General features: G+C 60.7%; 23 protein-coding genes. 18 read left to right on the top strand and 5 right to left on the bottom strand.

Features of this window, described 5'->3' with window-relative positions; genetic code table 11:
* The first annotated feature begins 1,207 nt into the window (after window positions 1-1,207).
* Window positions 1,208-1,867, top strand: coding sequence for a hypothetical protein (locus HPY65_12120; protein ID NPU85219.1), 660 nt, complete (start codon window positions 1,208-1,210; stop codon window positions 1,865-1,867).
* Between the two features lie 144 nt (window positions 1,868-2,011).
* Here the strand turns inward: HPY65_12120 and mutM are convergent, their stop codons facing one another.
* Complete coding sequence (gene mutM, locus HPY65_12115) at window positions 2,012-2,794, bottom strand: bifunctional DNA-formamidopyrimidine glycosylase/DNA-(apurinic or apyrimidinic site) lyase (protein NPU85218.1); 783 nt, start codon at window positions 2,792-2,794, stop codon at window positions 2,012-2,014.
* Window positions 2,795-3,036: 242 nt separating this feature from the next.
* On the opposite strand from mutM, the gene HPY65_12110 reads away from it, so the two are divergent.
* Genes HPY65_12110 through HPY65_12100 form a run of 3 tightly spaced genes read left to right on the top strand, consistent with a single transcriptional unit; the run spans window position 3,037 to window position 6,355 of the window.
* Window positions 3,037-4,350, top strand: coding sequence for a KamA family radical SAM protein (locus HPY65_12110; protein ID NPU85217.1), 1,314 nt, complete (start codon window positions 3,037-3,039; stop codon window positions 4,348-4,350).
* A gap of 11 nt (window positions 4,351-4,361) precedes the next feature.
* Window positions 4,362-5,381 carry an ATP-grasp domain-containing protein gene (locus HPY65_12105; protein ID NPU85216.1) on the top strand — a complete coding sequence of 340 codons (1,020 nt, stop codon included), beginning with the start codon at window positions 4,362-4,364 and terminating at the stop codon, window positions 5,379-5,381.
* On the top strand, window positions 5,378-6,355 hold the full coding sequence (locus HPY65_12100; GenBank protein ID NPU85215.1) for a D-alanine--D-alanine ligase: 978 nt from the start codon (window positions 5,378-5,380) through the stop codon (window positions 6,353-6,355). Before HPY65_12105 ends, HPY65_12100 begins: the two co-directional genes overlap by 4 nt.
* Here HPY65_12100 and HPY65_12095 read toward each other — a convergent pair.
* Together HPY65_12095 and HPY65_12090 are read right to left on the bottom strand one after the other, a co-directional pair.
* Complete coding sequence (locus HPY65_12095; GenBank protein ID NPU85214.1) at window positions 6,315-6,782, bottom strand: DUF3617 family protein; 468 nt, start codon at window positions 6,780-6,782, stop codon at window positions 6,315-6,317. The two genes, HPY65_12100 and HPY65_12095, sit on opposite strands and share 41 nt — an antisense overlap.
* A 72-nt stretch (window positions 6,783-6,854) precedes the next feature.
* Window positions 6,855-7,328, bottom strand: a complete 474-nt coding sequence (locus HPY65_12090) for a tetratricopeptide repeat protein (protein ID NPU85213.1) — start codon at window positions 7,326-7,328, stop codon at window positions 6,855-6,857.
* A gap of 360 nt (window positions 7,329-7,688) precedes the next feature.
* On the opposite strand from HPY65_12090, the gene HPY65_12085 reads away from it, so the two are divergent.
* The 3 genes from HPY65_12085 (at window position 7,689) to HPY65_12075 (ending at window position 11,439) form a co-directional block, all read left to right on the top strand.
* Window positions 7,689-8,702 carry a 4Fe-4S dicluster domain-containing protein gene (locus HPY65_12085; protein NPU85212.1) on the top strand — a complete coding sequence of 338 codons (1,014 nt, stop codon included), beginning with the start codon at window positions 7,689-7,691 and terminating at the stop codon, window positions 8,700-8,702.
* Window positions 8,695-9,510 carry a cytochrome b/b6 domain-containing protein gene (locus HPY65_12080; GenBank protein NPU85211.1) on the top strand — a complete coding sequence of 272 codons (816 nt, stop codon included), beginning with the start codon at window positions 8,695-8,697 and terminating at the stop codon, window positions 9,508-9,510. Before HPY65_12085 ends, HPY65_12080 begins: the two co-directional genes overlap by 8 nt.
* Before the next feature lie 171 nt (window positions 9,511-9,681).
* Window positions 9,682-11,439 (top strand): biotin/lipoyl-binding protein, encoded by a 1,758-nt coding sequence (locus HPY65_12075; protein NPU85210.1) that lies wholly within the window; start codon window positions 9,682-9,684, stop codon window positions 11,437-11,439.
* Window positions 11,440-11,566: 127 nt separating this feature from the next.
* Here HPY65_12075 and HPY65_12070 read toward each other — a convergent pair whose 3' ends face one another.
* Together HPY65_12070 and HPY65_12065 are read right to left on the bottom strand one after the other, a co-directional pair.
* Window positions 11,567-12,130 (bottom strand): hypothetical protein, encoded by a 564-nt coding sequence (locus HPY65_12070; protein ID NPU85209.1) that lies wholly within the window; start codon window positions 12,128-12,130, stop codon window positions 11,567-11,569.
* Window positions 12,131-12,179: 49 nt separating this feature from the next.
* Window positions 12,180-14,285 (bottom strand): hypothetical protein, encoded by a 2,106-nt coding sequence (locus tag HPY65_12065; protein ID NPU85208.1) that lies wholly within the window; start codon window positions 14,283-14,285, stop codon window positions 12,180-12,182.
* 354 nt (window positions 14,286-14,639) lie between these two features.
* Here HPY65_12065 and HPY65_12060 point away from each other — a divergent pair, with 354 nt between their 5' ends.
* The 11 genes from HPY65_12060 to HPY65_12010 all read left to right on the top strand — a co-directional run bounded on the left by HPY65_12060 (window position 14,640) and on the right by HPY65_12010 (window position 25,787).
* Window positions 14,640-15,077: a transcriptional repressor gene (locus HPY65_12060; protein NPU85207.1), complete on the top strand. Its 438-nt coding sequence runs from the start codon at window positions 14,640-14,642 to the stop codon at window positions 15,075-15,077.
* Between the two features lie 500 nt (window positions 15,078-15,577).
* The gene (locus tag HPY65_12055; GenBank protein NPU85206.1) at window positions 15,578-15,829 is read left to right on the top strand and encodes a ferrous iron transport protein A; all 252 of its coding nucleotides are present in this window, start codon (window positions 15,578-15,580) and stop codon (window positions 15,827-15,829) included.
* A complete protein-coding gene (locus HPY65_12050) occupies window positions 15,826-16,053 on the top strand; it encodes a ferrous iron transport protein A (protein NPU85205.1) in 228 nt (75 codons plus the stop codon). Before HPY65_12055 ends, HPY65_12050 begins: the two co-directional genes overlap by 4 nt.
* Window positions 16,050-18,236 carry a ferrous iron transport protein B gene (feoB, locus tag HPY65_12045; protein ID NPU85204.1) on the top strand — a complete coding sequence of 729 codons (2,187 nt, stop codon included), beginning with the start codon at window positions 16,050-16,052 and terminating at the stop codon, window positions 18,234-18,236. Before HPY65_12050 ends, feoB begins: the two co-directional genes overlap by 4 nt.
* A gap of 37 nt (window positions 18,237-18,273) precedes the next feature.
* Complete coding sequence (locus tag HPY65_12040; GenBank protein ID NPU85203.1) at window positions 18,274-19,248, top strand: transporter; 975 nt, start codon at window positions 18,274-18,276, stop codon at window positions 19,246-19,248.
* A 221-nt stretch (window positions 19,249-19,469) separates the two neighbouring features.
* A complete protein-coding gene (locus tag HPY65_12035; GenBank protein NPU85202.1) occupies window positions 19,470-21,551 on the top strand; it encodes a molybdopterin-dependent oxidoreductase in 2,082 nt (693 codons plus the stop codon).
* A 263-nt stretch (window positions 21,552-21,814) separates the two neighbouring features.
* Window positions 21,815-23,212 (top strand): sigma 54-interacting transcriptional regulator, encoded by a 1,398-nt coding sequence (locus HPY65_12030; protein ID NPU85201.1) that lies wholly within the window; start codon window positions 21,815-21,817, stop codon window positions 23,210-23,212.
* Between the two features lie 176 nt (window positions 23,213-23,388).
* Window positions 23,389-23,991, top strand: coding sequence for a hypothetical protein (locus tag HPY65_12025; GenBank protein ID NPU85200.1), 603 nt, complete (start codon window positions 23,389-23,391; stop codon window positions 23,989-23,991).
* 31 nt (window positions 23,992-24,022) lie between these two features.
* Complete coding sequence (locus tag HPY65_12020) at window positions 24,023-24,385, top strand: DUF5320 domain-containing protein (protein ID NPU85199.1); 363 nt, start codon at window positions 24,023-24,025, stop codon at window positions 24,383-24,385.
* 93 nt (window positions 24,386-24,478) lie between these two features.
* Entirely contained in the window at window positions 24,479-24,841 is a 363-nt protein-coding gene (locus HPY65_12015) for a dinitrogenase iron-molybdenum cofactor biosynthesis protein (GenBank protein ID NPU85198.1), read from the top strand.
* A 97-nt stretch (window positions 24,842-24,938) separates the two neighbouring features.
* Window positions 24,939-25,787, top strand: a complete 849-nt coding sequence (locus HPY65_12010; protein ID NPU85197.1) for a P-loop NTPase — start codon at window positions 24,939-24,941, stop codon at window positions 25,785-25,787.
* Window positions 25,788-25,789: the final 2 nt, after the last annotated feature.

The raw sequence follows: 25,789 nt of genomic DNA, 5'->3' as shown, positions 1-25,789 counted from the left end.
TTTTCCGGAAAGGTGTATTGACAGTTATGACATAATTTGCATAATGCGTTCAGGTCCGTTCCGGAAGTCTTCTCTTCCCTGTTATGTGTTCAAAACCTCTGGAACGAGATTTAGAGAGCCCGGCCATGCGGGAACATGGACCGGGCTTTCGCTTTTCTTGCCGCTTCTATCACCCGCTTCCGCAGATTTCCCCGGTCCGCAGCCTGAATGTCAGGTAATTTCCCTGTTTTTACAGCCGGTTCGATCCCAGGGCAATGAACTCATGCCACCGCCAGAACAACGGACATAGCTTGTTTGTTAACTTAAATTTAACACCTATTGACACATATGCATTCTTTTTTGGCAAACGGTGTGGTATAAAATAACCGTCCGAAGGGTGAACACAAACAGGGATAGATGATAGGAAAAGCGGGAGCCCGGATCATGTTCCCGCGTGGGCGGGCTTGCTTTTCCCCCCTTTTTCGGCACGGCAACATTTACGTCCCGGTCAGAAACCCGATGACCGCTCCCGGATGTAAATTGGCCCATCCTTCCACATCGGCAGTCACTTTCCCCCGTATTCTTTTCCCGAGGTTCCCTGCGCTTCAGCCCGCCTTTTTTCAGGCTCATGGCCAGAGATTTATGTCCTGTGACCGATCATTCCGTTTTGGCCCATGATGTCAAGATCCGGGCTGCTTCCCGATCGTTCCGGTCCCGGCTGGTTTTGAGATCCATTCGCAGTCGGTCGGTTGCCTCTGTAAGCAGGCAAATCCGCCGGGCCTCCTCGCCGCGGACCGTCGACTCCTCCCGGAGGATTTAAGGGAAGAAAGAAGTTGAAACGCCATGAGAAAGGCAATGGCTTTTGGAACGAGATTAAAAGAGCCATCAAACGGGTGGAATCCGATATCCGTGTGCGGCACATGATTCGGGGGCAGGTCGCCTGATACCGTGCTTCGGGTTGGATGATCATAATCGCAGCAGTCTTTAAACTCTGAACCAATTTCTTTTGCCGGCATTGCAACCCCCTATTGTTTGTGATAGGTAAAATGTAAATATATGTTAATGGAACGAAGGCGGCGAGAAAATGAATTGTTTAACTTCTGTTTAATCCTTTATTTGCTTCTCGAAAAACACCCCGCCATTCTCTTCCTACTTTTCCCATCGGATTCAGGTTCACCTTATAAAGATGCGTTTGTAGATTGCAGGATTGGTTCGAACGGCAAACGGAATGAATGATAAAGAAGGAAACGGACTGACAAGATTGCGTCATATATGGATGCTGATCCTCAGAATATCCGTTCTTTTTGGCATCATATGGATCGCAGTTCAGTTCTATGATTTCATCAAACCAAGCTTTCATGGATTGGAAGTAGACGGTCATTATTACGTATATCACATTCCGGATTCCATAAAGAGGGAAGTCTGGAAAATAAATGATGTTGAGGCAAGAGAGAATGTTAAGAGATTTTCCGAAGTCAATTCTTTATATGTTTTTTCATTAAGAAATCAAACCGATAAAGAAATTTCCGGTATCAATTTAGACGTTCCTTTCGAGGGCATCTTCCAGATTACCAGAAACGAGAGAGTAATTTTATCCTCCAAGTACGACAGAAAAATACCCGTCGGCTCCCTGCAGCCGGCAGATGATATTAACGTAATTGTCTGGACGGATTCATGGACGACGGTTCCCAAGGGAAGATTTGACAAAAGATACAGAGTTCATTATCCGGGCGACACGTCTTATGTTGACTTCCCGATGGAAGTAAGGGGAGTCATGGCAACGGTCATCGATTATGGCATTGCCAATTTATTCATACTATTATCCGTTCTTCTTCTTGTATTAACCTCTTTTACGATCATTATCATGCTGCTTCTAAGAAAAGAATGAACGGGGCGATCGTTCGGAAAAACAACTCCATGCGGACCATGGAGATTGGTGCCAGGCAGCTTTCGGCCGTCAACCAGGTGGCGTAGGATCGTATCCGGCGGCGGGAATAACGGCGATGCAGGATTGTAAACAGGTTTCTTCCCGTTATTTCTGGCAGCCGGGGCAGAACCAGGTCCCCCTGCCGCCCAATGCGATCCGCTCGATACCGGCCCCGCAGCGGGGGCAAGGGATCCCTTTCCGGCCGTACACGTGAAGGTGGTATTGGAAGTCACCGATGTGTCCATGGAGGTCGCGCCAGTCCGACATGGATGTTCCCCGGCAGAGGATGGCCAGATCCAGAATTCGTTTTGCCTCGCGACCGATTATCCCCCATTCACGCTGTGAGACACTTGATGCAGGCCGCCTCGGATCTACGGCCGCTGCATGGAGAATCTCGCAGGCGTAAATGTTTCCCATGCCTGGGAATACCGACTGATCCAGGAGAAATGCCTTGACTGCCAGGCGTCTCCGCCGGGCGGCATGGTGAAAGGCCGATGGATCCGGGTTTTCCAGGAGGTCCGCCGGTGAACTGCCTGACCGGGACGGCTGCACCAGGGTCAGGGTGGCGAATCGCCGGGGATCGACGCCGAGGATTTCGTGCCCTGCAAAGACCAGACGGAACCGCGTATGAGCGGGTATCTCCGCATTCTTTGCCGTACGCCAGAACAGGCGGCCGGTCATCCGGAGATGAAGCCTGAGGGCGGATCCGTCGTCGAGCATGATCTCCAGGAACTTTCCCTCCCGCCGGACGCCGCAGACCATTCTTCCTTTCAGATTCGGGGCGGCTCCCAGCTTTGCATCGTATACGACAAGTTCCCGAATCCTTTTTCTCCTGATTTTCCGGTCCAACTGGCGGCGCAGCGTCTCCACTTCCGGCAACTCGGGCATATGCAGGACTCCTTCTGAATTCAAGGGCATGTAAGGCCGGGAAGACCGCCCGGTCAAGAGAAAAGAAAAGTGAAATTTACGACGCCTTTTTTGTTGACAAGATGTCTCCGTTGGCCTTATGAGACGCAATAGAAAATGCTCATGATAACGGGCTTTTCCGGGGTTGAATGGCAGCACCGGCAGAATGGAAATTCTGATCGGAGACCGTAAAAAAAAGTTCAACGAGCCGGAGGCGTCAGACGATGGAGATCGAGTCCCTGTTCAGTGAAGAAGTGGAGCCCCCCGGTCCGCTGGCTGGCTTGACCGGCCTGGAGAAGGCCGCCCATGACCTGATTTTTCCACACGAACCCGGCTATTCGCAACCGACCGCAGTTCCGGTCCGCCCCGAACGGCATCCTTCCCGTTTTACCGACAGCCGCCGCTCCCAGGCCTTCCGCAAGCGCTTCTATCCGGGCGTTACCCGGGATGACTGGCAGGATTGGCGCTGGCAGTTGAAGAATCGTATCAACGATCATGAGTCCCTGGGATTGATGGTCTGGCTTTCCGAGGAAGAGAGGAGCGCCATGACCTATGCAGCAGGACCCCGTCCGGTGGCCGTCACCCCTTACTATGCCAGTCTGCTGGACGCGATGGATGTGTCCCATCCCCTTCGCCGCTCGGTGATTCCCGTGATGCAGGAATGTTTCCGCGTGGACGGGGAAAAGGAAGACCCCCTGGATGAGGAAAAGGACAGCCCGGTGCCCGGCCTGGTCCATCGCTACCCGGACCGCGTCCTCTTTCTCGTAACGGGAACGTGCGCGGCCTACTGCCGGTACTGCACGCGCTCCCGCATCATCGGGCGCTCCGGTGCCGAGGGCAGCCTGCGGGCTCACTGGGAGAAGGCGATCGACTACATCGCATCCCATCCGACGATTCGGGATGTCCTCCTGTCCGGCGGCGATCCCCTGACCCTCCACGACCGCAAGATCGAGTGGCTGCTTTCCCGGCTCAGCCGGATCCCGCACGTGGAAATGCTCCGGATCGGCACGAAAGTCCCCGTAACCCTTCCGCAGAGGATCACGCCCGAACTCGTAAAGATCCTCAAGCGATACCACCCGCTTTGGGTCAGCATCCACGTGACCCACCCCGACGAGTTGACCCCGGAAATGCGCCAGGCCTGCATGCGCCTGGCCGACGGGGGAGTTCCCCTGGGCAGCCAGACGGTGCTTCTGGCCGGCGTCAACGATTCGGTGGAGGTGATGCGGCGGCTCTTCCAGGGGCTGCTCAAGATCCGGGTCAGGCCTTACTATCTCTACCAGTGCGACCCCATCCCGGGATCTGCTCACTTCCGGACTCCGGTCATCCGGGGAATCGAGATTATCGAGGGCCTGCGGGGACACACCTCGGGTTACGCCGTTCCGACCTTTGTCATCGACGCCCCCGGCGGGGGAGGCAAGATCCCCCTCCTGCCCGAATATGTGGTCGGGCGTGACGGTCCGGATCTCCTCATCCGCAATTATGAGGGGAAGGTCTTCCGCTACCCGGACGGGGGCCCCGTCCGGCACGAGATCCATTAAGGCCGGCTCCCGTGACGCTTCCTGGAACGGGTCTCACCATCGGCCTTGTCTACGACCTTCGCGACGACTACCTGGCGGAAGGATACTCGGAAGAGGAGACGGCGGAGTTCGACCGCGCCGAGACGATCGACGCCATCGAAGACACACTCCGCTCCCTGTCGTACCGGACGGAACGGATCGGCCATGCCCGCGCTCTCATCGGCCGGCTCGCAGCGGGAGCCCGGTGGAATCTGGTCTTCAACATTGCCGAGGGTCTCCGGGGCTATGGCAGGGAAAGCCTGGTGCCGGCCCTGCTGGAGGCCTACGGCATCCCGTATGTCTTTTCCGATCCCCTCGTTCTCTCTCTGACGCTCCACAAGGGCATGTGCAAGCGGGTCATCCGGGACCTTGGCATTCCCACACCGGACTTCGCCGTTGTGGAGAAGGAAGCGGACATCGCTGCCGTCGGCCTCCCCTTTCCGCTCTTCATCAAGCCCGTGGCGGAAGGAACGGGCAAGGGCATCACGGAAGAGTCGGTAATCCGATCTCCCGAAGCGCTGGACAGGGTCTGCCGCCGCCTGCTCGGCTCCTACGGCCAGCCCGTCCTGGTGGAACGGTTCCTCCCGGGGCGCGAATTCACCGTGGGTGTCGTCGGCACCGGAGAAGATGCGGAGACGGTCGGGGTCATGGAGGTTCTGCTGCTTGCGGAGGCGGAAAAGGAGGTCTATTCGTACCTCAACAAGGAGTACTGCGAGCGGTTTGTCCGGTACCGCCTGGCCGATGACGCCGAAGCGCGCCGGGCCGCGGCGGTCTCCCTGGATGCGTGGCGCGGCCTGGGCTGTCGCGACGGGGGGCGGGTGGATATACGCTCGAACGAGCGGGGCGAACCCCATTTCATAGAGGTGAACCCGCTGGCGGGCCTCCATCCGGAGCACTCGGACCTCCCCATTCTCTGCACCCTCGGCGGGATATCCTACCGGGACCTGATCGACCGGATCATGCAGTCGGCCCTGCGGCGCACGGCAGGTGGAGAAGGCGGGGCCGGACGATGACCGTGGTCGTGCTGCATGGAGCCGTCGCCGACGGTTCCGGGATGGATGAGCAGGATGTGCTGGTGGAGGTGGAGACCGTCTGTCAGGCCCTGGCGGCGCTGGGGCATCGGCCCGTTCCCGTACCCCTGAGCCTGGACCTTGGGGTAGCCATTGAATCCCTCCACCGTCTCCAGCCCCGTTTTGCCTTTAATCTCGTCGAGTCCGTGGCAGGGAAGGGGAGCCTCATCGCTCTGGGCCCGATGACCCTGGACTTCCTGAACATCCCCTTCACCGGGGCCTCCGCCGATGCAACCTACCTGACGTCGAACAAGCCTCTGGCCAAGCGGATCATGACCCTGGAGGGAATCGATACACCGCCCTGGCTTGCGGTGGAAGAGAATCCTCCCGGTCCGGTCGCACCGGGGCGATATATCCTCAAGTCCGTCTGGGAGCATGCCTCCATCGGGATCGATGAACGGTCGGTCCTTTACGCGGACGGAGCCGCCGCACTCCGGCAGGCCCTCCGCCTCCGCCGTGAAACGATCGGCGGACCTTGCTTTGCCGAGGCCTATGTCGAGGGACGGGAATTCAATCTTTCCCTGCTGGCGGATGAAAAAGATCCCCGGGTTCTTCCCCCGGCTGAGATTCTCTTTGAGAACTTTCCGCCCGGAAAGCTGCGCCTGGTGGACTATCGGGCCAAATGGGACACCGATTCCTTCGAGTACCGGCAGACGCCGAGGTGTTTTCGCTTCCCGGATGCGGATGCGGACCTGCTGGCCTCCCTGAGGAGAATCGCCCTGCGCTGCTGGGAGGTTTTCCGGCTTAGGGGATACGGGCGGGTTGATTTCCGTGTGGACGGGGACGGTCGTCCCTGGGTGCTGGAGGTCAACACGAATCCCTGCCTGTCGCCGGATGCGGGGTTCCTGGCGGCGGCCGGGGAGGCTGGGCTGGGAATTACCGATGTGGTGGCCCGGATCTGCGCGGATCTTCCGTAGCCTCCGGGCAGTCTCCGATCCGCCTCCCTTCGATCCGTTGGATCATGGAAAGGGTTTTCTTCCCCTCTCCCCGGATCTTTCCCCTCATGACACCCCTCAGCGTTTCCCCGTAAAAAAGAGCCCGTCCCTTCCCGGTCATCGAGCCCCTTTCCATTCCGCACTGGACGCTCCATGTGAGGGCTTCGCCTTCGAGGCCTGACCGGAGGAGGCGGCAGTGCTGGTCCCGCTCGGGTTCCCGTGGAATCGGATCCTTCGCGGTGAGACAACGCCGGTAGACGTGAGGGCGCGACAGGCCGGGATCAAGCCCCTGAATTTCCATCGTTACCGTGATTTCCCAGAATCCCTCGGAAAATGCGGGCTGCGCTGCGGCGGAGGGAGTGAAAAAAAACGGAAGAAGCGCCATGATAACGAAGAACATCCTGTTCATGGCAATCCTTCCGTTCCTGTGATTTCAAGTTTCCAACGGGAGGATCGCGAACCGGATCATCCCGTCCGGCGCCTAACGCTGTGAATCGCCCCCGCGGCTGAGCCACAGCAGGTAGTGCTCGGCATCCTTGTTCTTGAAGGTGACGGCCAGTTTCATGTCCTCGATGGCCTGCTCGTGCCTGCCGATCTTTTCGTTGCACAGGCCCCGGTAGACATAGCTGCCCGCCTCCTCGGCATGACCCGGGTCCAGGTCGATGGCTTTGTCGAAATCCCGGACGGCTGCCTCGAACTGTTCGAGTTTATAGGCGGCGAAACCTCGATTGTGGAAGGCCCGGCCATAGCTTGGGTCGGCGGAAACGGCCTGGGTGAAGGCCTCGATGGCGCTGGTGAAGTCGTCCTTCATCAGGAAGGAAAGTCCCCGGATCCGCCATTCCTCGCCCGGCGAGTCGGCGTCCTTGGTCTTGCTCCTGACGGGGACCGTGTTCGTCTGCGCAGGGGTTTTTTCCTTCTTCGCTCCGCGACCGAACGATAACTTCAATGCTGCCATATCCTTCCTCCTTCGATCAAAGGTTCCTGTCAGGCGGTTGAGATACGGTTATCGTGCCGCTTTCCCCTCGCCATCCTTGGCCGTTCGGTGTTCCGGCGAGCGAAACGAATGATCCGGATTACGGGGTCCTGGCATCCCGCCCGGGCGGCATGTCCTGCCGCCTGTATCCACCAAACTTCTGATAACCCGTTTTCCGAGGATATTCAAGCCGATTCTGCATTTCCACAGGAACGGCAGGGTGCCCTGTTTGACAAACCCAATCCCGCTTACTATCATCTCACCTACGATGTGCGGATGATTTCACTCGTACTTATCGGTAGAGATATAGAAAATCTGAAAGCGAAATCCAGGGTGGCTGTCATGAAAAAAAAGGAAGAAGGGATATCCCGCCGGAACTTTTTCAAGGCAGGGGCGGGACTTGCCGCAGCGGGCGGACTTATGGTTCCCCGTGTGGCAACGGCGGAACAGAGGGAAGGGCGGCTCGCAACCCTGATCGACCTGAATCTCTGCGACGGCTGCCCGGATCGTCCGGTCCCGGCCTGCGTTACTGCATGCAAATCCGCGAGGAACGCCCAGGTTCCGAAACCGGTCGATCCCATACCCGCGCCTTTCCCCGTCGGAAACAAGGGGATCGAGGACTGGTCGAACAAGCAGGACGTCCATGACCGGTTGACCCCCTACAACCGGATCTTCGTCCAGAAGGCGGACGTGGAGGTCGACGGAGCAATGCGGACGCTCTCCATCCCGAGGCGGTGCATGCACTGTGACAATCCCGCCTGCGCCACCATCTGTCCCTTCGCGGCCAATCACAAGAACGAGAGCGGGGCCGTCGTCATCGATCCCGATCTCTGCTTCGGCGGCGCCAAGTGCCGCACCGTCTGCCCCTGGGAAATTCCCCAGCGCCAGTCGGGCGTGGGGATCTACCTGCACGTTCTGCCGACGCTGGCCGGCAACGGCGTGATGTTCAAGTGTGATCTCTGTGCGGACCGCTTGAAAGACGGCGGCCTGCCCGCCTGCGTCGAGGCATGTCCCCGCCAGGCCCTTCTGATCGGGCCGCGGGAAAAAATCTTCGCCCTTGCGGAAGAGCGGGCGGGAAAATCCGGCGGCTACCTATACGGGAAGAAGGAGAACGGGGGCACGTCCACGCTCTACGTGTCGCCGGTTCCCTTCAATGTTCTTGACCGGGCGGTTGCAAAAGGCAAGGGACGCCCCGGATTCGGCCCGATGCCGCGGAAGATGGAGAAGACCGACGGCCTGGGCCGCGCGGTTCTCATCTCGCCGGTGGCGGGAGCGGCGGCGGGCATCGCCGGGGCTCTTGGTTATCTGTCCAAGCGGAAAGAGCGTGTGAAGGAGGAGGAAAAGCAGGATGGCTGAACGAATCCTGGAAGAAAAAGGGTGGGTGGTCCGTCACGGCCTCGTGGAGCTTCTGGAGCACTGGACGATTGCGCTCTCGGGACTCCTGCTGCTGCTTTCCGGAATCTTTGAGCTGCCGGTCGCGGCCCGCTATTCCATCAACAAGCTGCCCGGTCTGGCCTGGTCGGGCGATTTCATAACGTCTCTGAATGTGCATTACGCGGCATCCGTCGTATTCATCGCCGCGGCGGTCTTCCACCTCATCTACCATGCCATCCGTGGGGACTATGACCTCCTGCCGCGCAAGGGTGATCTCAGGGAGTCCTGGCAGGTGATCCGGAGCTTTTTCGGCAAGGGGGAAGAGCCGCCCTTTCACAAATACCTGCCGGAGCAGCGCCTGGCCTACCTGGGCATGGCGGTGATCATCGCGGGACTGATCGTCTCGGGGCTGGTGAAAACATACAAGAATATCTATGCGCCCGACATGTCCCTGACGGTTCTCCTGTGGGCCACTTGGGCGCATAACGTGTTCTTCATGCTGTTCTTCCTTGCGTTCCTGGCCCATGTCGGGGCCATCCTCCTCAAACCCAACCGCCCGATGTTCCGGGGTATTCTGACCGGGACGGTCCGCCTCGACTATGCCCGGCACCGCCACCCGCTCTGGATCGCCGGGCTGGAGCCTCCTCAGTCCGTGGTTCCCGTTGCCGCGGATGCGCCCGTTCCGGAAGAGCCGGCAACCGGGCACCCTCCTGAGTCCGAAGAATCGGCGGGAGCCGCTTCCGCTTCCGTTTCAGAACCGGCGGACGATGAGACAAAGCAGGAACCCTGATTGCAGAAACCGGGCCGGAATTTGTCCCGTTGCTTCAATCAAGGATTGTCAGGGGACATCAAATGTGGTATCACCTCGCCCGTTGATTGCGGATCGCCTTGCACGCAGATACCATCCGTGATCGCCACTGCTTGATTTTCCAAGCACTCCGAAAACAGCACAGGACACGCCATGAAGACGATCAGGAAAGTCTTGATTGCCAACCGGGGCGAGATCGCTCTCCGAATCATGAATACTCTCAAGGAGATGGGGATCGAGGCCATCGCCGTCTATGAAAAACCGGATTACGACGCCTATTTCCTGCGGTTCGCCGATCGGGCCATCAAGATCAGCGACGAACCGGGCAAGGGCTATCTGAATATTGAACGGATCATCGATGCAGCCCTGAAGAGCGGGGCCGATGCCGTTCACCCCGGCTACGGTTTCCTCGCGGAAAACCCGAATCTGGCTGCTGCCTGCGAACGGGCGGGCATCCTGTTCATCGGACCGCCGCCCTCGGTCATCCGGGACCTGGGAGACAAGGTCCTGGCACGGGAAACCATGCACAAGGCCGGGATTCCAATCATTCCGGGGACGAACAGCTTTTCTCCCGGTAATGCGGGGATTGAGGAAGCTCTGGCCTTCGCCCGGCAATGCGGATATCCCATCATTCTCAAGGCGACGGCCGGCGGAGGCGGCCGCGGAGTCCGGAAGATCGAGAACGAGCAGGAACTCATGAAAGAAATGCCCCTGGCCAGGGCGGAGGCGCTGCTCGCGTTTCACGACGACCGCATCTACGCGGAAAAATTCATCGTAAACCCCCGCCACATTGAGGTCCAGATCCTCGCCGACACTCAGGGAAACGTGGTTCACCTGGGTACCCGCGACTGCTCCATCCAACGCCGGCATCAGAAACTCCTGGAGATTGCGCCGGCGGAACTGCCTTCCGACGTGACGGCGGCGATCCATGCCGCCGCCGTAAAAGCGGCCGTGACGGCCGGATACGTCAACGCCGGCACGGTGGAGTTCCTCGTCGATGCGAAGACCAGCGAGTTCTGGTTCATGGAGGTCAACACCCGCCTGCAGGTGGAGCACACGGTCAGCGAGATGATCACCGGGGAGGATATCGTCCAGCACCAGATCCGGATCGCCGAAGGCCATCCATTGGGCCTCAGGCAGGAAGATATCCAGTTCAACGGGATCGCCATCGAGGTCCGCATCAACGCAGAGGATCCCAAGAGCAGCTTCCTGCCGGAAGGCGGGAAGATGATCGAGATCTACGAGTCCCCCGGCGGGCCCGGGGTCCGGGTGGACGGGGCCATCTACAAGGGATACCGGGTCCCCACGGTGTACGACTCGCTCCTGGTGAAACTGATCGTTAGAGGATACCAGTGGGACCAGACGGTGCAGCGGCTGAAGCGGGCGTTGAAGGACTTCACCATCGTCTGGCCCAAGACGACGATACCCCTGTATCTGGCCATCTGCGACGAGCCCGATTTCCTGTCGCGGAAATTCGATACGTCCTACCTGGAAACCCATCCGGCCATTTTTCGCTATCCCGATCTGGACCACTACATCCTGGAGGAGACGGTCTACAAGACCAGTGTGACCGTCGACGAGCACGGCCAGGCCGTGATCACGGACGACCGGGAGCGGAAGGAGCGGACGCGCCGCCTCCTGGAGAAGCGGATCCTGACGACCCAGGAAATCGAAGAGCTCAAGCGGGAAGGGATCATCAAGTCGTCCATCAAGGGGAAGGTCAACCGCGTCCTCGTCGATGTGGGAGACGAGGTTTTCGTGGGCGACATCCTGATCGATCTGGAGGCAATGAAGATGCACACCCATGTCGTCGCCGAGCTGGACGGCCGGGTGTCGGACGTGCTGATCGAGCCGGGAGACTCCGTCGACGTGGGCGACACCATGATCGTGGTATGCACCGGGGATATCTGAAGCGGTTCCGGACCGGCGGGTCGTTTTGTTCGTGCAGATGATTTCTTAATCCGGCGCGAAGGAGACATGCTCTGCCCGGCAGGGCTGCCGGTAGGCGGACGGGGCCTTGGAGAACCGCCGGGCGCCGTCAGTGCATGATGAACTCCTCCCCCTTCCACTCCCCCTCGAAGGACGAGCCGCTGGCCAGGGTCAGGGTCCCTTTCCCGAAGAAATCCCCATCCTTCCAGATGCCGGTATATCGCGATCCGTCTGCGAAGTGCAGGGTCCCCTGCCCGTGACAGACATCGTGATCCCATTCGCCGTCATATTTCTTCCCGTCGGCAAAGATCATCATGCCTTTGCCTGATTTCTGTCCCATCAGCCACTCGCCATCGTAACGGCCTCCTTCGGCCAGGGTTTCCGTTCCCGTGCCGTGGGGCATCCCATCCCGCCATTCGCCGTCGTAAATCCTCCCGTCGGGGAGAATCATCCATCCCGTCCCGTTGGGCAGGCCATCCTCCCATTGGCCGTTATAAACGGCCTCATCGGGCCAGGTGTATTTTCCGGAACCGGAAAAGCGGCCCGGATGGAACGAGCCCGTATAGCTTCCTCCATCGGGGAAAGCGATCGTTCCCTCGCCTTCCTGCAGGAAGTCCTCCCGGAGGAGGGAAATGCGATCTCCATCTGTGATCTTTTTTAAGTATTCATTCATGGTGCTCTGCCCAGTCAGCCGTATTGGGAACCCGCCGCATGGAGGCGGATCATTTCCTGGCGATGAATTTGCCGTTTCTGAACTCACCCTGCAGGCGGCGTCCGTCCGCCATGGTCATGGTTCCCTCGCCGTGGGGACGGCCGTTTTCCAGCTGCCCCACGTACTTCCTTCCATCCACCATCGTCATGACGCCGAGGCCGTGATACTTGTTCTCCCGGAATTCGCCCTCGTAGCGGTCCCCGTTGGGGAACGTCAGGATGCCCTTTCCGCTGAAGAGACCGTCAACGAAACGGCCGATGTATTTCCGGCCGTCCGGAAGGATCAGTGTTCCGATCCCGTTGAATTTGCCCTTTTCGAACTGTCCTTCGTAGCGCATGCCGTCCGGGAAGATATCGGTCCCCTGGCCGTGGCAGCGATCGTCCCGCCATTCTCCCATGTAGGTGCGGCCGCTGGGGTAGGTCATGATTCCCAGCCCTTCCTTCCGGTCGTTGCGCCAACCGCCCATGTAGGCGGCTCCATCGACGTAATGAAGGACTCCCATGCCGTCCCGGAAGCCGACGCGCCATTCCCCCATGTAACTCTGCCCGTCCGGATGAGTCGCGATGCCCCTGCCGTGAGGGCGGTCCGCTTCCATGTCGCCCGTGTACAGACTGCCGTCGGGAAGTTCCGTCGCAGTTGGCTCGGGTGCCGCTGCCTCCGGTTCCGCTGCCTCCGGTTCCGCCTTTCCCATCTCATCGCCAAGATCCCTGCCCAGATCCTCGAACAAGTCGCTGGGAGTCTCAACAGGGGGGGGAGCGGGAGCTTCCTCCATCTCCACCGGTGGCTTGGCCTTCCGGCGGGCCTTCGATCCCCGGAGCCGGGGAGATTCTTCCTCCGGTTCGGTCGGCGCCGGTTCTTCAAGCGGCTCCTGCTTTTCAACTCGTGCCGTTGCGGGCTTCAATCGCTCTTTTTCTTCCTCCTGCGCTTCGGCCTTCGCGCTTTCCCGCGCTTGTCGTCCCTGTTTTCTCGGCGATGCTGCCATGGGTATCTCCGGTTCTTCGAGGGGCTTGTCCTCGGGAATCTCGGCCGCTTCAAATTCCGGCGGCTCCGGCATTGCTTCCACCCCGTTATCGGCGGGGGGCTCTTCCCGGACGGCCTGTACTGCGGCGGGTCTTTCTTCCTCGACCGGCTGCTCCGGCTCTTCATCCAACGGCTGAAGCGGTTCCGCCGCCGATACTTCGGGTTCCTGAAGTGGTTCGGGCAAGGAGGCCGTTTCAGGGAGGACGGCCTCCCGTTCAAGTCCGGAGGCTGTCGCGGACAAGGGGGACGGCTCTTCGGAGGGATACGATTCCGGGATTTCTTCGGGCTCGGGGATGGTTTCAGCCGCGGCAGGCTCCAGCTGCTCCGTTTCTGCAAGCGATTCGGCCCGAACGGCTTCCGTCGGTTCCGGGGCAGCTTCGGGCAGGACACGGATCATCGGTTCTTCCTGAGGCGGTAGTTCGGTGATGGGCGTTTCCTCTGGAAGCGCTCCTTCCCGTTTCTCCGGTACGATGGGTTCCGTTTCGACCTCTGTTGAAACGGCAGGAAGTTCTTCGACGACCCGTTTTCCTCTCCTGGACGCCTTTCCCGGGGCTGGCGTTTCATCGACCGGCTGTTCCGGTTCCTCCGAAGGCGGCGGAGCAACAGTTTCCATATCCGCAGAAACCTGTGTTTCCGGGGGCGGCGGTTCCGGTTCTCCAGGCGGTTTGGGCACGACGGCTGCTTCGGGGATGGAGCCCTCCAATTCCATCGCGACAGGTGGTATTGCGGGCTCTGGTTGCGCCTCCTTTTCCGGGGCGATGGGCTCCTCTTCGGCCGTTTCGACGGTTTCCGGAACGACAGGCGGTTCTTCCATCACCCTGCTGCCCGCCGTCCAGGTTCCTTCCAGGACCGACCCGTCGGCATGGGTCAGCCGTCCCGAACCCTCGGGAACGCCGTCCTCCCAGGAGCCTTCATATCGGCTGCCGTCGGGCCAGGTATAGACGCCGAATCCGTGAAAACGGCCGTTGAGGAATTCGCCGGAGTAAGTGCTTCCGTCGGCCTGCGTCGCCGCGCCTTCTCCGTCGAAGCCGGTTTCGGACCAGGAAACCCGATAGGGCCGTTCCGGGGAAACTCCCCGCTGAAGTGTCTTCCACATGTTCGAGTCGATCTTGTCCCAGGTTTGATAGATGGCCCGGCTGCATGCAAGAGGGCCGTTTCGTCCCGCATGTTAACGGATAGGACGGGCCGTTTCAAGTGGAACTTCTTGAAATTCCCGCAGGTGATTCACGCGACATCAGAACAGGCAAGATACAGGAGAGAATGGGGACGGACCGGCGATGAAGCGAAATATTCCGGAGAAGGCTTTTTCCCCTGTTTTGCCTTTGAAAAAGTCCTCCCCGTGAAACCGGTGGCCTTATCTTCGTCATGGATCAATATTTTCTTGACACTGCACGTTACCTTCTGTAGAAACGCTTTCGATAATGATTTTCATTATTGGACTGTTTGGGTGATGAGGACGGAAAAGCAGATTTTCGACGACTTCCTGATCAGGAAAAACCTCCGCGAGACGCCGCAGCGAAGTCTCGTCCTGGACGAGTATCTGCAGCGTGAGCAGCACATCACCGCGGAAGAGCTCTATGACATCGTCAAGAAGCGGGACCGCACCATTGGCCAGGCCACAGTCTACCGGATTCTCAAACTTTTGTGCGAGGCAGGGTTGGCACGGGAGGTCGATTTCGGCGACGGCGTCATGCGCTATGAACGCCTGTACGGCCGGCAGCATCACGACCACCTCGTGTGCCGGGCCTGCGGCCGAACCGTTGAAGTCTTCGATCCCGTCATCGAAGAGTTGCAGCAGCGCCTGGCAGCCCAGCACGGGTTTGTTCTTCTGGACCACGAAATGTACCTGTACGGCCACTGTGAGGAATGCCGGGGGAAGGGGGAGTAAAATTTTTTTGGGATGGTGTGATAATGATTGTCATTATACAATCTGCGGCGGATGCATTCTCCCCGTTCGGCCGGCCACCCGTGAATGCAGGGGTGACGCGAGGATGGGATCGAAAACAGGAAGATATTGCGTAGCCTCGATAGTCCGCATTACCGTCCGTGCAGTATATCCGGACGGATGAAGGCGCGGGGCATCGGAATCCATCCGATGCCGAGCAGCCGATATCCCGGCAAATCGTCTTGCTGTTTACGCGGCGTGCATGAACCGGCCGGAACGGATTCCTTTCCGTCTGGCCTGAAACCCAGCCCGCCTGCATAAAAGGCATAGCAGCATCCGTCGCGTTCGTCCGATGTCTTCTGAAACGGATCCATAAGAGCTTTTCACGAATCGGAATGACAACGAGTCGCCGGATCGACTCGCAGGAAGGGATTTTTGTTGATGGGACATGATAACAGGAATCAATATCAAATAGGGCCGCCACGGCAGAAAGGAGAGTCGAAATGTCGCCGTTGGCTTTGCTGAAGGAGGGGGAGGCCGCCGAAATCATTTCCGTTGCCGGCCCGCGCCGTTCCCTCCTCGAAGGATGCCGCCGGAGGGAGCATCTTTCCGACCTGGGATTCAGGCCGGGACAGCGGGTGGAGATGGTGAGCAACCGGGGCCGGGGGCCGCTTGTCGTGCGCCTTGAAGAAGCGCGTATCGCCCTGGGCCGGGGAATCGCCATGAAAATCTATGTCAGGAGGAAAGAACCATGACGCTTAACGATTTGAAGCCCGGACAATCCGGGACAGTCACGGGGGTGTGGGCCACGGGTCCCCTCAGGCGCCGACTGATGGACATGGGGGTCGTTCCCGGCACGTCCGTCTCCGTGGAGAAGATCGCCCCGCTGGGCGATCCCGTCGAGGTCTGGATCAAACAATACCGCCTGTCTCTGAGAAAGGCCGAGGCGGGGAAAATCGAGGTGGAGATCCGGCCATGAAAGAACCGTTGGCGAATGCAAACGAACTGGTTGTAGCCGTGGCCGGCAATCCGAACGCGGGAAAATCAACGCTGATCAACGCCTTGGCGGACGCGCGCCTCCATGTCGGAAACTGGCCGGGCGTCACCGTTGAGAAGAAGACCGCCGATTTTCGATACCGGGATCGATGGATCAAGCTCGTCGATCTTCCGGGGACCTACAGCCTCAGTCCCCATTCCCAGGAGGAGATCATCGCCCGGGACTATCTGGTGCGGGAAAGACCGGACGTCATCATCGACGTCGTGGACGCGACCAACCTGGAACGGAACCTCTATTTCACGCTCCAGCTTCTGGAACTCGACATTCCCGTCGTCGTGGCCCTCAACATGATGGACGAGGCAGAGGACAAGGGGCTGGTCATCGATACGGGAGCCATGGCGGTCATGCTGGGGGCGGGGGTTGTTCCCACCGTTGCCAGCAGAGGGGAGGGGCTCGACCGTCTGATCGAAACCGTTGTTGCGGCCGCAGAACCTTTCCATGGGGAGGAGCGGAGGAAGATACAATACGGAAGCGACGTCGAGGATGCGGTTCGCCGTCTCCCAGCCGATCTGGAAGCAGATCATGCCGGGCTTTTTGAAGCGTATCCCCGCCGCTGGCTGGCTTTGAAAATCATCGAGGGTGACGGAGAGGTCCTCCGGGACGTTGGAATCCGTGAGGATGATACGGGTCGCCTGCAGGCGACCCGCCACCTCCGGGAGAATCACGGGGAAGACCTGGAGAGCGTGATGGCCGACCTGCGATACGGCCTGGCGGCGGGACTGGTTCGGGAGGTGCTCAAGAAACCGGAGAAAAGGAAGAGGGAGATGACCGAACGGATTGATGCAGTTGTACTGAACCGTTATCTGGGTCTGCCCGTTTTTTTTCTGGCCATGTGGCTTGTGTTCAAGCTGACCTTCGATCTGACGGCGCCTTTTACGGACTGGATCGACCAGAGCGCATCCGGATCCATCCGCCGCCAGGCGTCGGCCCTTCTGGTCTGGCTGAGCGCCCCGGACTGGACCGTCTCACTGGCCGCCGACGGCGTCATTGCCGGCGTGGGCATGGTCCTGACCTTTGTGCCGGCCATCTTTGCCATGATGTTTTTCATTACGTTCCTGGAGGGGAGCGGCTACATGGCAAGGGCCGCTTTCGTCATGGACCGGGCCATGCATGCGATCGGTCTCCACGGACGGTCCTTCATTCCCATGCTCCTCGGATTCGGCTGCAACGTACCGGCAATCTATGCGACCCGGACCCTGGAGAATCCCGGGGACAAGGCGCTCACGGCGCTGCTGGTCCCTCTGATGTCCTGCGGTGCCAGGTTGCCTGTTTATGTTGTGTTCACGGGAGCTTTCTTCGCCGGGTATGCGGGGACGGTTCTCTGGTCCATCTACGTCCTCGGCATCGTGATGGCCGTCGTCATGGGCCTCGTCTTCAAAAGAACGCTTTTCCGCGGTGAATCGCCCCTGTTCATCATGGAACTGCCGCCTTACCGGATGCCGACGGCCCAAAGCCTCGCCGTCCACACCTGGGAAAAAGGAAAGCATTTTCTCGTCAAGGCGGGGACTTACATCCTGGCCGTATCCGTCTTTGTCTGGTTTTTGCTGAATCTTCCATGGGGCGTTGCCCAGAAAGCGGATTCCTATCTGGGTAAGGCGGGCCGGGCTGTTGCACCGGTATTTGCTCCCCTGGGCTTCGGTACGTGGGAGGCGTCGGCGTCGCTCATCAGCGGCGTCATCGCCAAAGAGATCGTCGTCGGGACCATGGCGGAGGTATATGCGGAAAATTCCGAAAAGAAAGGGAAGGAAGCGATTCCTCCCCTCGCGGATGACCTGAAGGAATTGGGCGCTTCGTTCCTGGCGGCCTGCCGGGAGGCAGGGAGGAACGTCGTCTTGACGTTCGGTGTCGCAAGTCTGACCACCGGGGAAGAAGGGGAGCAGCCGGGACTGAGAGCGGCGGTCGAAAGAGCCTTTACGCCGCTTTCTGCGTACGCATTTATGATTTTCGTGCTACTATATATGCCCTGCGTCGTCGTGATCGTCGCCATGCGCCAGGAGTTCGGAACCTGGAAATGGGCCGTCCTCGCCGTCCTGTACCAGACCGTTCTCGCCTGGGGGACGGCCTTTCTTGTCTACCAGGGAGGCGCCCTGCTCGGTCTTGCTTGAAAGAAGTACCAAACGAATATCGTTGAAGGAGGTTTGCATGAATATTTTCGATGCTGTTCTGGCGGTTTCCATCCTCACGGCTGCAGGATGGATCCTGTATGTGTCCCTCTTCCGGCTCAAAGGGGCCTGTGCGGGCTGCACCGGTTGCGCCTGCGGAAAGAGCGGGGAAAAAACGTGTGACGAATCCCTGGATCACCCTGTCGGCGCACCCGAGGACGTCGGGCGGAATGGAAAAAAGCCGCTACGCCTGGCCGTCGTTTCCGTGTGCCTCCTCTTCGCTTCTACGGCGGCCTGGGCCGGCCATCCCCTCGTCACGGACGACGCGGGCACCCTCGGGCGGGGGAAGGCGCAGGTGGAGATCGGCTCTCAGCTCTGGTATCACAAGAACGTCGCCGATGCGGTGACGACCGACAAGTCCGAGGGGGGTGAAATCGCGGCGTCCATGTCGGTCGGCCTTCACGACCGGGTGGACCTGGTCATGGCCGTTCCCTATGCCTGGCAGTCCGTGGAGACAAACGATGCGCTCGTTTCCCGGGAAAGCGGGATCGGCGACATCGGCCTCGACGTCAAGTGGCGGTTTTTCGAACAGGAAGGCTGGGGGCTGGCGCTGAAACCGGGCATCACTTTTCCCACGGGCAACGAAGACAAGGGACTGGGCGACGGGCGGACGAGCTACCGCCTGTTCCTGATCGGCAGCAGGGAACTGGGACCGGTCGCCTTCCATGCGAACCTGGGCTATCTCCGGACCCCGAATAACGAAGGGATCCACCAGGACCTCTGGCACGCCTCCCTGGCGGCGGAGTACGAGGTCGTAAAGGACTGGAAGCTGATGGCCGATGTCGGTGCGAGCCGGAACCCGGCTCCCGGCGACGATACCCACCCGGCCTATGCCCTGGGCGGGGTCTCCTGTGCCGTCACGGAAAAGATCCGGCTGGACGGTGGGGTCAAGTTCGGCCTGAACAAAGCGGAAACGGACGTGACCTACCTCTTCGGCATCACGTTTCTGTTCTAGGCGGCATTGCCTGCGGGCCCGTCCCGGCGCCTTCCGTCGCGGACGGGCCCATCTGCGGTCAGCCCCGCGGACGTCGTATCACGCTCCAAACCTCTCCCTTCTTCTGCTCCGGGCGAACGGGCAAACTATTCATTGTGCCGATTCCCGTCCGTATTGTATGGTTCTGCAAACGGCGGTCCCAATTCTGCCGCCGGTTCCGCGAATCAAAAGAGGGAGGGGTTATGGAGGAAGGCGTCCGCTGGGTGAAGACCCATTGTGCGAGGATGGATCACGGCGGCTGCGCGCTGCTCGTGGGTGTGAAGGGAAACGAGATCGTCCAGATCAAGGGGGACCCCGAGGGGTACCTGAACCACGGCTACACCTGCTTCAAGGGACGGGTGTCGGCGGACCGCCTCACGCACCCGGACCGTCTCCGGCATCCCCTGAAACGGGTCGGAGAACGGGGGGAAGGACGCTGGCAGCGCATCTCCTGGGACCAGGCCCTGGAGGAGACGGCGGAGAATCTTCTCAAGATCAAGGAGAAACACGGCGCCCGGGCCGTCGGATTCGGCGTCGGCATGCCCAAAGGACTGGAGCACTTTGTCCTGATCCGCCTGGCCAATATCTTCGGATCCCCCAACGTGATCGCCTCCCAGGACGTGTGCCACGCCCCGCGGGAGGTCACGGGGGTCCATACCTGCGGCTTCTATCCCGTGGCGGATCTGCACAATCCGTCCAGGCTCCTTTTCCTCTGGGCCAGCAACTTGACGGCCACCAACGAGGAGGGGCAGATCGTCAGCCTCCTCCATGACCAGTTGAAAAAAGGCGCCCGGATGATTGTCGTGGATCCCCGGCGGACCGAGCTGGCCGATCGGGCGGACCTCTGGCTGCAGCTCCGTCCGGGTACGGCCCAGGCCCTGGCGCTTTCGATCATGCACGTGATCTGCGAGGAATCCCTCTACGACCGGGAGTTCGTGGAGAAGTACACCCACGGGTTCGAGGATCTCCGCGAGCACCTGAAGACCTATTCCCCCGAAAAGATGGCGGCGGTTACCTGGGTTCCCGCCGACAGGATCCGCCAGGCCGCCCGGATGTACGCCGAGGCGAAACCGGCGGCGCTCCAGTGGGGGAACCCCATCGAGCACGACGTCCACGCCTTCGACGCCGTCCGGTCGCTCGCCTGCCTGATGGCCCTCTGCGGCAACCTGGAGGTTCCCGGCGGCAACGTTCATGCCCGGGATCCGAAAGTCATGGGGCTGGCTCAGTTCGTTCGGGCGGACCTCATCCCGGACAAGCGCAAGGACATGATCAGCGCCCACCACCGGGTGATCCCCCGTCTCATGACCATTGCCCCTGCCTTCTTCCGGAAGGCCGTCCTGGAGGGGGTTCCATACCCTGTCCGGGGATACTACGGCATGTGCACGAATCCGATGGTCAACTGGGCGGACAGCCGCCTGACCCACGAGGCCTTCCGGAGCCTCGACTTCATGGCCGTCGCGGAGATCTTCATGACGCCCACGGCCGCCATGGCGGACATCGTCCTTCCTGTGGCACACCAGTACGAGATGAACGACATCGGCCACTACGGCATCGGCCACGGCATGATCTTCGCCCGCCCCAAGATCGTCGAGCCGCCGGAGGAGTGCTGGCCCGACATGAAGATCATGAACGAGCTGGGCAAGCGCGTGTCGCCCCCGGACCTGTGGCCCGAGGATCACGAGCAGTTCCTCGAGGACCTCGTCCGCCCGGCGGGATTGACCTACCCGGAGTTTGTCGGGAAAGGCTACCTCAAGGGTCCGGAGATTGCCCGCTCCTACGAAGCGAAGGGGTTCCCGACGCCGACGGGCAAGGTGGAGCTGCGCCTCAGCACGGCGGAAAAGTTCGGCCTCAAGCCGCTGCCGGAGTTCACCGGTTTCCCGGAGGAGGACGATCCGGAGTACCCCCTGCTCCTCATCAGCGCCAAGAGCCGGTACTATCTCCTCTCGTCCTACCGGTGGGTCAAGCGGCTTCGGGAGAAGCGCCCCCATCCGACGGTGGAGATCCATCCCGACACGGCGGCCCGGTTGGACATCCGGGACGGCGACGACGTCGTCATCGAGACGAAGTACGGCACCATCACCCAGAAGGCCCGTGTCACCGACATCGTCCATCCCCTCGTTGTCAGCGCCTCCCTGGGTTGGTGGTTCCCTGAGGGAGACCCGGCGGGCCAGTACGAATGGCAGTCGGCCAACTTCAACATGCTGACCTCCGCCGGGAAGCTGGGAAAGGAGTTCGGTACGCCGAATCTGAAGAATCTGCCGTGCCGGATCCGCCGAAAGGCTTAGCGGGGACGTTGAAAAACGCCCGCCTGCTTCGTTCCCCCTGTCCCGGGTCACTCGACGCACCTAAAAGTGTGCCTTGCGGCTCGGGACTTCAGGGGCCTCGCATCCGGGCTTTTTTGAGATCGTCCCGGCGTTCCGTTCCCTGGGGCTCATCCTTGACAAAGAACTCCCGCTGAATCGTGTAAAGGGGCGGTCCCGATCGGGACGAGGCAATCGGCCTGCCGTTCAACGGGGGAACCGAAGTATCCAAAGAGGAGGCGTCCGGAATGGGCCGTCGGAAAACCAGTGGACAGGCAACGATCACGACGCCCACCGAGGCCATCCTGGAGAGCATCTCCGACGGTGTCTTCACCGTGGACATGGAGTGGCGCATTTCCTCCTTCAACCGCGCCGCCGAGGAGATCACCGGAGTGCCCCGCCGGGAGGCAGTCGGCCGTCCCTGCTCGGAGGTGTTCCGGTCCAGCATGTGCGGTGCCGGCTGCGCCCTCCAGAAGACGCTGAAAACCGGCAGGCCCGTCATCGGAAAATCCGGGTACATCATCGACGCGGCGGGGAACCGTATCCCCATCAGCGTCTCCACGGCGGTGCTCAAGGAAGCCGACGGCCGCGTGATCGGGGGCGCCGAGACCTTCCGGGACCTCTCCGAGGTGGAGGCCCTGCGCCAGGAACTGGCGGGCCGGGTGCGGGTGGGCGACCTCGTGAGCCGGAGCCCCCTGATGCAGAGGGTCTTCGAGGTCCTGCCGGCCATCGCGGCCAGCCCGAGTACGGTCCTTGTGCTTGGGGATACGGGAACGGGCAAGGAACTGATCGCGCGGACCATCCACGATCTGAGTCCCCGGCGCGAAGGGCCCTTCATTGCCGTGAACTGCGGTGCTCTGCCGGACACGCTTCTCGAGTCCGAACTCTTCGGTTACAAGGCCGGCGCCTTCACGGGAGCGGGCAAGGACAAGCCCGGCCGTTTCGCACTGGCGAGGGGCGGAAGCATCTTTCTCGACGAGATCGGGGAGATCAGCCCGGCCCTGCAGATCCGCCTCCTCCGGGTCCTGCAGGAGCGGACCTATGAACCGTTGGGGGGGACGCGCACCGAGAAGGCGGACGCGCGGGTGATTGTCGCCACCAACCGGGACCTTGCGGAGCGGATGCGTGCGGGCGCCTTCCGGGAGGACCTCTACTACCGCGTAAACGTGGTGCGGGTCGAATTGCCGCCTCTCCGCCGGCGCAAGGAAGACATCCCGCTTCTGGCGGAGCAGTTCGTCCAGCGGTTCAACCGGCTGCAGGGCAAGTCCATCCCGGGAATCACCGCCGAGGCCGTCGCCCTGCTCATGGCCCACGACTGGCCGGGTAACGTGCGGGAGCTCGAAAACGTGATCGAGCGGGCCTTCATACTCTGCCGGGAGGGATCCATCTGCATCGCCCACCTCCCCGACGAATTGACGTCCCGCGCGATTGCGACGGACGCCGATGCGGATGTTCGTTCCGCCCATGATCTGCTCGACATTCAATCCATCAAAGCGGCACTGGAAAGGAACGGATACAATCGCCTGGCGGCGGCTCGGGAACTCGGCATCCACAAGACCACTCTTTTCCGGAAACTGAAAAGACTCGGGATTTCCCTTCCGAAACAGGACGGCCGCTCCAGCGGTACCGGAATAGAGAAGCATTGACGCACCTGTATATCCTTCATTCGGTAGCGGTAAAGATACCGTCCAATTCTTCCCTCCGGACCCAATAATCGTAAAACAATATAATAATACAAATAGATAAGCATGATCTCCTCCGCCCGGATGATCTGGCATGGAGAATGCAACTTTCAAGATCAAAAGAGTGACGGGGGCTCTGCATGAAGGCAGCGTTTGCCTGCTGGAACAATAGAATTGCGCCGGTCTTCGACAGCGCCCGGCAGGTCCTGCTCGTCCGGGTCGACTTGGGGCGGATCATCGGGGAAGAACAGATGGTCCTTCCCGGGGATCTTCCGGTTCAGAAGGCGTTGCGCCTCGCGGAGCTGGGAATCGGCACGCTGGTGTGCGGCGCGATTTCTCGTTCCCTCCACGGGATGGTCATTGCCTATGGCATCCGGGTGATCCCCTTCGTGGCGGGGGACCTGCGGGAAGTCGTCCAGGCATGGATCCAGGGCGGCCTGAAGGGTGACGCCTTTGCCATGCCGGGCTGCTCCGGGAGGGGGCGGGGCCGGTTCAGGCAAATGAATGGCACAAATTGGGAGGATTTCATCATGAACGGGAGAGGCGGAGGAAGAGGTCAGGGCGGCGGGCGCGGCCAGGGCGGCGCCGGTCAGGGACTGGGCCGCATGGGAGGCCGGAAGATGGCGGGACCGACGGGTGAGTGTGTCTGTCCCCAGTGCGGACACCGGGAGCCCCATCAGCGGGGTGTGCCCTGCTTCATGCGGCAGTGCCCGGAATGCGGTACCAAAATGGCGAGAGAATAAAGGAAAATCAAGACGGAAGGAGGATATGAACATGCCAAGAGGAGATGGAACGGGACCCAGGGGACTGGGTGCGATGAGCGGTCGCGCTGCCGGCTTCTGCGCGGGCTTCGGCGTTCCGGGGTTCACGAGCGCGATGCCCGGAAGGGGCGGCGGGTTTGGGATGGGCCTCGGTCGCGGACGGGGTTTCGGCGGTGGACGAGGTTGGAGAAACAGGTTTTTCGGATGGATGCGGTTTGGTGCCTATGCGGCGCCTTACGGCCAGCCGGCTTCCTACCCGAATCCAGATCCGGAAACGGAAAGGCGGACTCTCCGGACTCAGGCGGATGTCCTGGAATCGGAACTCAATCTGATTCGAAAGCGTCTCAACGAGATGGAGACCGGGACGGAGGCCTGATTACGGCCGCCGGAGGCCTTTCCGGGCAGGTAGCGTCGCAATCATTCAGTGCGACCGGCGGCATTGCCGTCCAACATGGAAGGAGGTCCATTTGTGAAGATTGCATTTTCAACGTCGGGAGAAAATCTCAGCGCGCCGCTGGACGCCCGTTTTGGTCGGGCCCCGAGGTTCCTCATTTATGACCTGGAAACGAAAACCTTCACGGTGATCGATAACCGGAAGACCATGGATTCGGCTCAGGGAGCGGGCATCCAGTCGGCGGAAACCGTGGCGCGTTCGGGCGCGAAAGCCGTTGTGACCGGAAACTGCGGGCCCAAGGCCTTTCGCGTGCTTTCCTCCGCCGGGATCCGGATTTTCAACACCGGCGCCCCGACGATTCAGGAGGCCCTGGAGCTCTACCGTGCGGGAGGCCTGACCGAAGCGGATGCCGCCAACGTCGAGGGACACTGGTCGTGAGAAGCGGCTCCGGCGAAGGCCGTTCAGGGTTCCAGCCAAGGGTCGGTGGGAGTTCTTGCCATGAATTCCCTGTCGGGAAGACATGGGGGGAGGCGGAATGATTCTGGCCATTGCATCCGGGAAAGGCGGCACCGGCAAGACGACGGTGGCGGTGAATGCGGCCAGAGTCCTCGGCTCCGAGGTGCTGCTTCTGGATTGTGACGTGGAGGAGCCGAACGCCCATCTGTTCCTGCCTGGTCGTGTCAACGCGGCGGATACCGTCAGCATCCCGGTACCGCAGGTGGACGAATCCCTCTGCGACGGCTGCGGCGATTGCGGATCCTTCTGCGAGTACCATGCCATCGTTTCCTTCGGGACCCTTCCCCTCGTCTTTCCCGAGATGTGCCACGGCTGCGGAGGATGCACGATGGTGTGTCCTCCGAAGGCGATCCGGGAAGTCGACCGGCGCATCGGGGTGATCGAGGCGATCCGAACGGGGAACATCACCCTGATCCAGGGGCGCCTCGATGTCGGTGTGGCCATGGCGCCCCCCCTCATCCGGGCGGTGAAGGCCCGCCTCCGGGACGGCACCCCCGCGATCCTGGACGCGCCCCCCGGGACGTCGTGCCCCGTGATCGCCACGCTCCGGGACGTCGACTTCGTCGTTCTGGTCACGGAGCCGACGCCCTTCGGCCTCCACGACTTGAAGCTTGCCGTGGAGACGGTGCGGGAACTCGGGATCCCCTTCGGGGTCGTGATCAACCGGGTCGGAGTCGGCGATGACCGGGTCCATGCCTACTGCCGGGAGGAAGGCATCCCGGTTCTCCTGGAAATCCCGGACGACCGACGCATCGCCGAGGCGTATTCCCGGGGAGAACTCATCGTGGAGGCGCTTCCGGAATACGGAAATCTTTTCCACGGGCTTGTTGAGAAAATCATGCAAGGGAAAATGAACAAGAGGGGTTGAGT

The sequence above is a fragment of the Syntrophaceae bacterium genome, assembly GCA_013177825.1.
Taxonomy (GTDB): domain Bacteria; phylum Desulfobacterota; class Syntrophia; order Syntrophales; family PHBD01; genus PHBD01.
This window is presented reverse-complemented; position numbering and strand designations above follow the sequence as displayed.

What these genes read in the sequence shown, in the direction of transcription:
- HPY65_12120 (NPU85219.1), top strand. Translation starts at nt 1,208, where the DNA reads ATGAATGATAAAGAAGGAAACGGACTGACAAGATTGCGTCATATATGG.
- mutM (NPU85218.1), bottom strand. Translation starts at nt 2,794, where the DNA reads ATGCCCGAGTTGCCGGAAGTGGAGACGCTGCGCCGCCAGTTGGACCGG.
- HPY65_12110 (NPU85217.1), top strand. Translation starts at nt 3,037, where the DNA reads ATGGAGATCGAGTCCCTGTTCAGTGAAGAAGTGGAGCCCCCCGGTCCG.
- HPY65_12100 (NPU85215.1), top strand. Translation starts at nt 5,378, where the DNA reads ATGACCGTGGTCGTGCTGCATGGAGCCGTCGCCGACGGTTCCGGGATG.
- HPY65_12095 (NPU85214.1), bottom strand. Translation starts at nt 6,782, where the DNA reads ATGAACAGGATGTTCTTCGTTATCATGGCGCTTCTTCCGTTTTTTTTC.
- HPY65_12090 (NPU85213.1), bottom strand. Translation starts at nt 7,328, where the DNA reads ATGGCAGCATTGAAGTTATCGTTCGGTCGCGGAGCGAAGAAGGAAAAA.
- HPY65_12085 (NPU85212.1), top strand. Translation starts at nt 7,689, where the DNA reads ATGAAAAAAAAGGAAGAAGGGATATCCCGCCGGAACTTTTTCAAGGCA.
- HPY65_12080 (NPU85211.1), top strand. Translation starts at nt 8,695, where the DNA reads ATGGCTGAACGAATCCTGGAAGAAAAAGGGTGGGTGGTCCGTCACGGC.
- HPY65_12075 (NPU85210.1), top strand. Translation starts at nt 9,682, where the DNA reads ATGAAGACGATCAGGAAAGTCTTGATTGCCAACCGGGGCGAGATCGCT.
- HPY65_12070 (NPU85209.1), bottom strand. Translation starts at nt 12,130, where the DNA reads ATGAATGAATACTTAAAAAAGATCACAGATGGAGATCGCATTTCCCTC.
- HPY65_12065 (NPU85208.1), bottom strand. Translation starts at nt 14,285, where the DNA reads ATGTGGAAGACACTTCAGCGGGGAGTTTCCCCGGAACGGCCCTATCGG.
- HPY65_12060 (NPU85207.1), top strand. Translation starts at nt 14,640, where the DNA reads ATGAGGACGGAAAAGCAGATTTTCGACGACTTCCTGATCAGGAAAAAC.
- HPY65_12055 (NPU85206.1), top strand. Translation starts at nt 15,578, where the DNA reads ATGTCGCCGTTGGCTTTGCTGAAGGAGGGGGAGGCCGCCGAAATCATT.
- HPY65_12050 (NPU85205.1), top strand. Translation starts at nt 15,826, where the DNA reads ATGACGCTTAACGATTTGAAGCCCGGACAATCCGGGACAGTCACGGGG.
- feoB (NPU85204.1), top strand. Translation starts at nt 16,050, where the DNA reads ATGAAAGAACCGTTGGCGAATGCAAACGAACTGGTTGTAGCCGTGGCC.
- HPY65_12040 (NPU85203.1), top strand. Translation starts at nt 18,274, where the DNA reads ATGAATATTTTCGATGCTGTTCTGGCGGTTTCCATCCTCACGGCTGCA.
- HPY65_12035 (NPU85202.1), top strand. Translation starts at nt 19,470, where the DNA reads ATGGAGGAAGGCGTCCGCTGGGTGAAGACCCATTGTGCGAGGATGGAT.
- HPY65_12030 (NPU85201.1), top strand. Translation starts at nt 21,815, where the DNA reads ATGGGCCGTCGGAAAACCAGTGGACAGGCAACGATCACGACGCCCACC.
- HPY65_12025 (NPU85200.1), top strand. Translation starts at nt 23,389, where the DNA reads ATGAAGGCAGCGTTTGCCTGCTGGAACAATAGAATTGCGCCGGTCTTC.
- HPY65_12020 (NPU85199.1), top strand. Translation starts at nt 24,023, where the DNA reads ATGCCAAGAGGAGATGGAACGGGACCCAGGGGACTGGGTGCGATGAGC.
- HPY65_12010 (NPU85197.1), top strand. Translation starts at nt 24,939, where the DNA reads ATGATTCTGGCCATTGCATCCGGGAAAGGCGGCACCGGCAAGACGACG.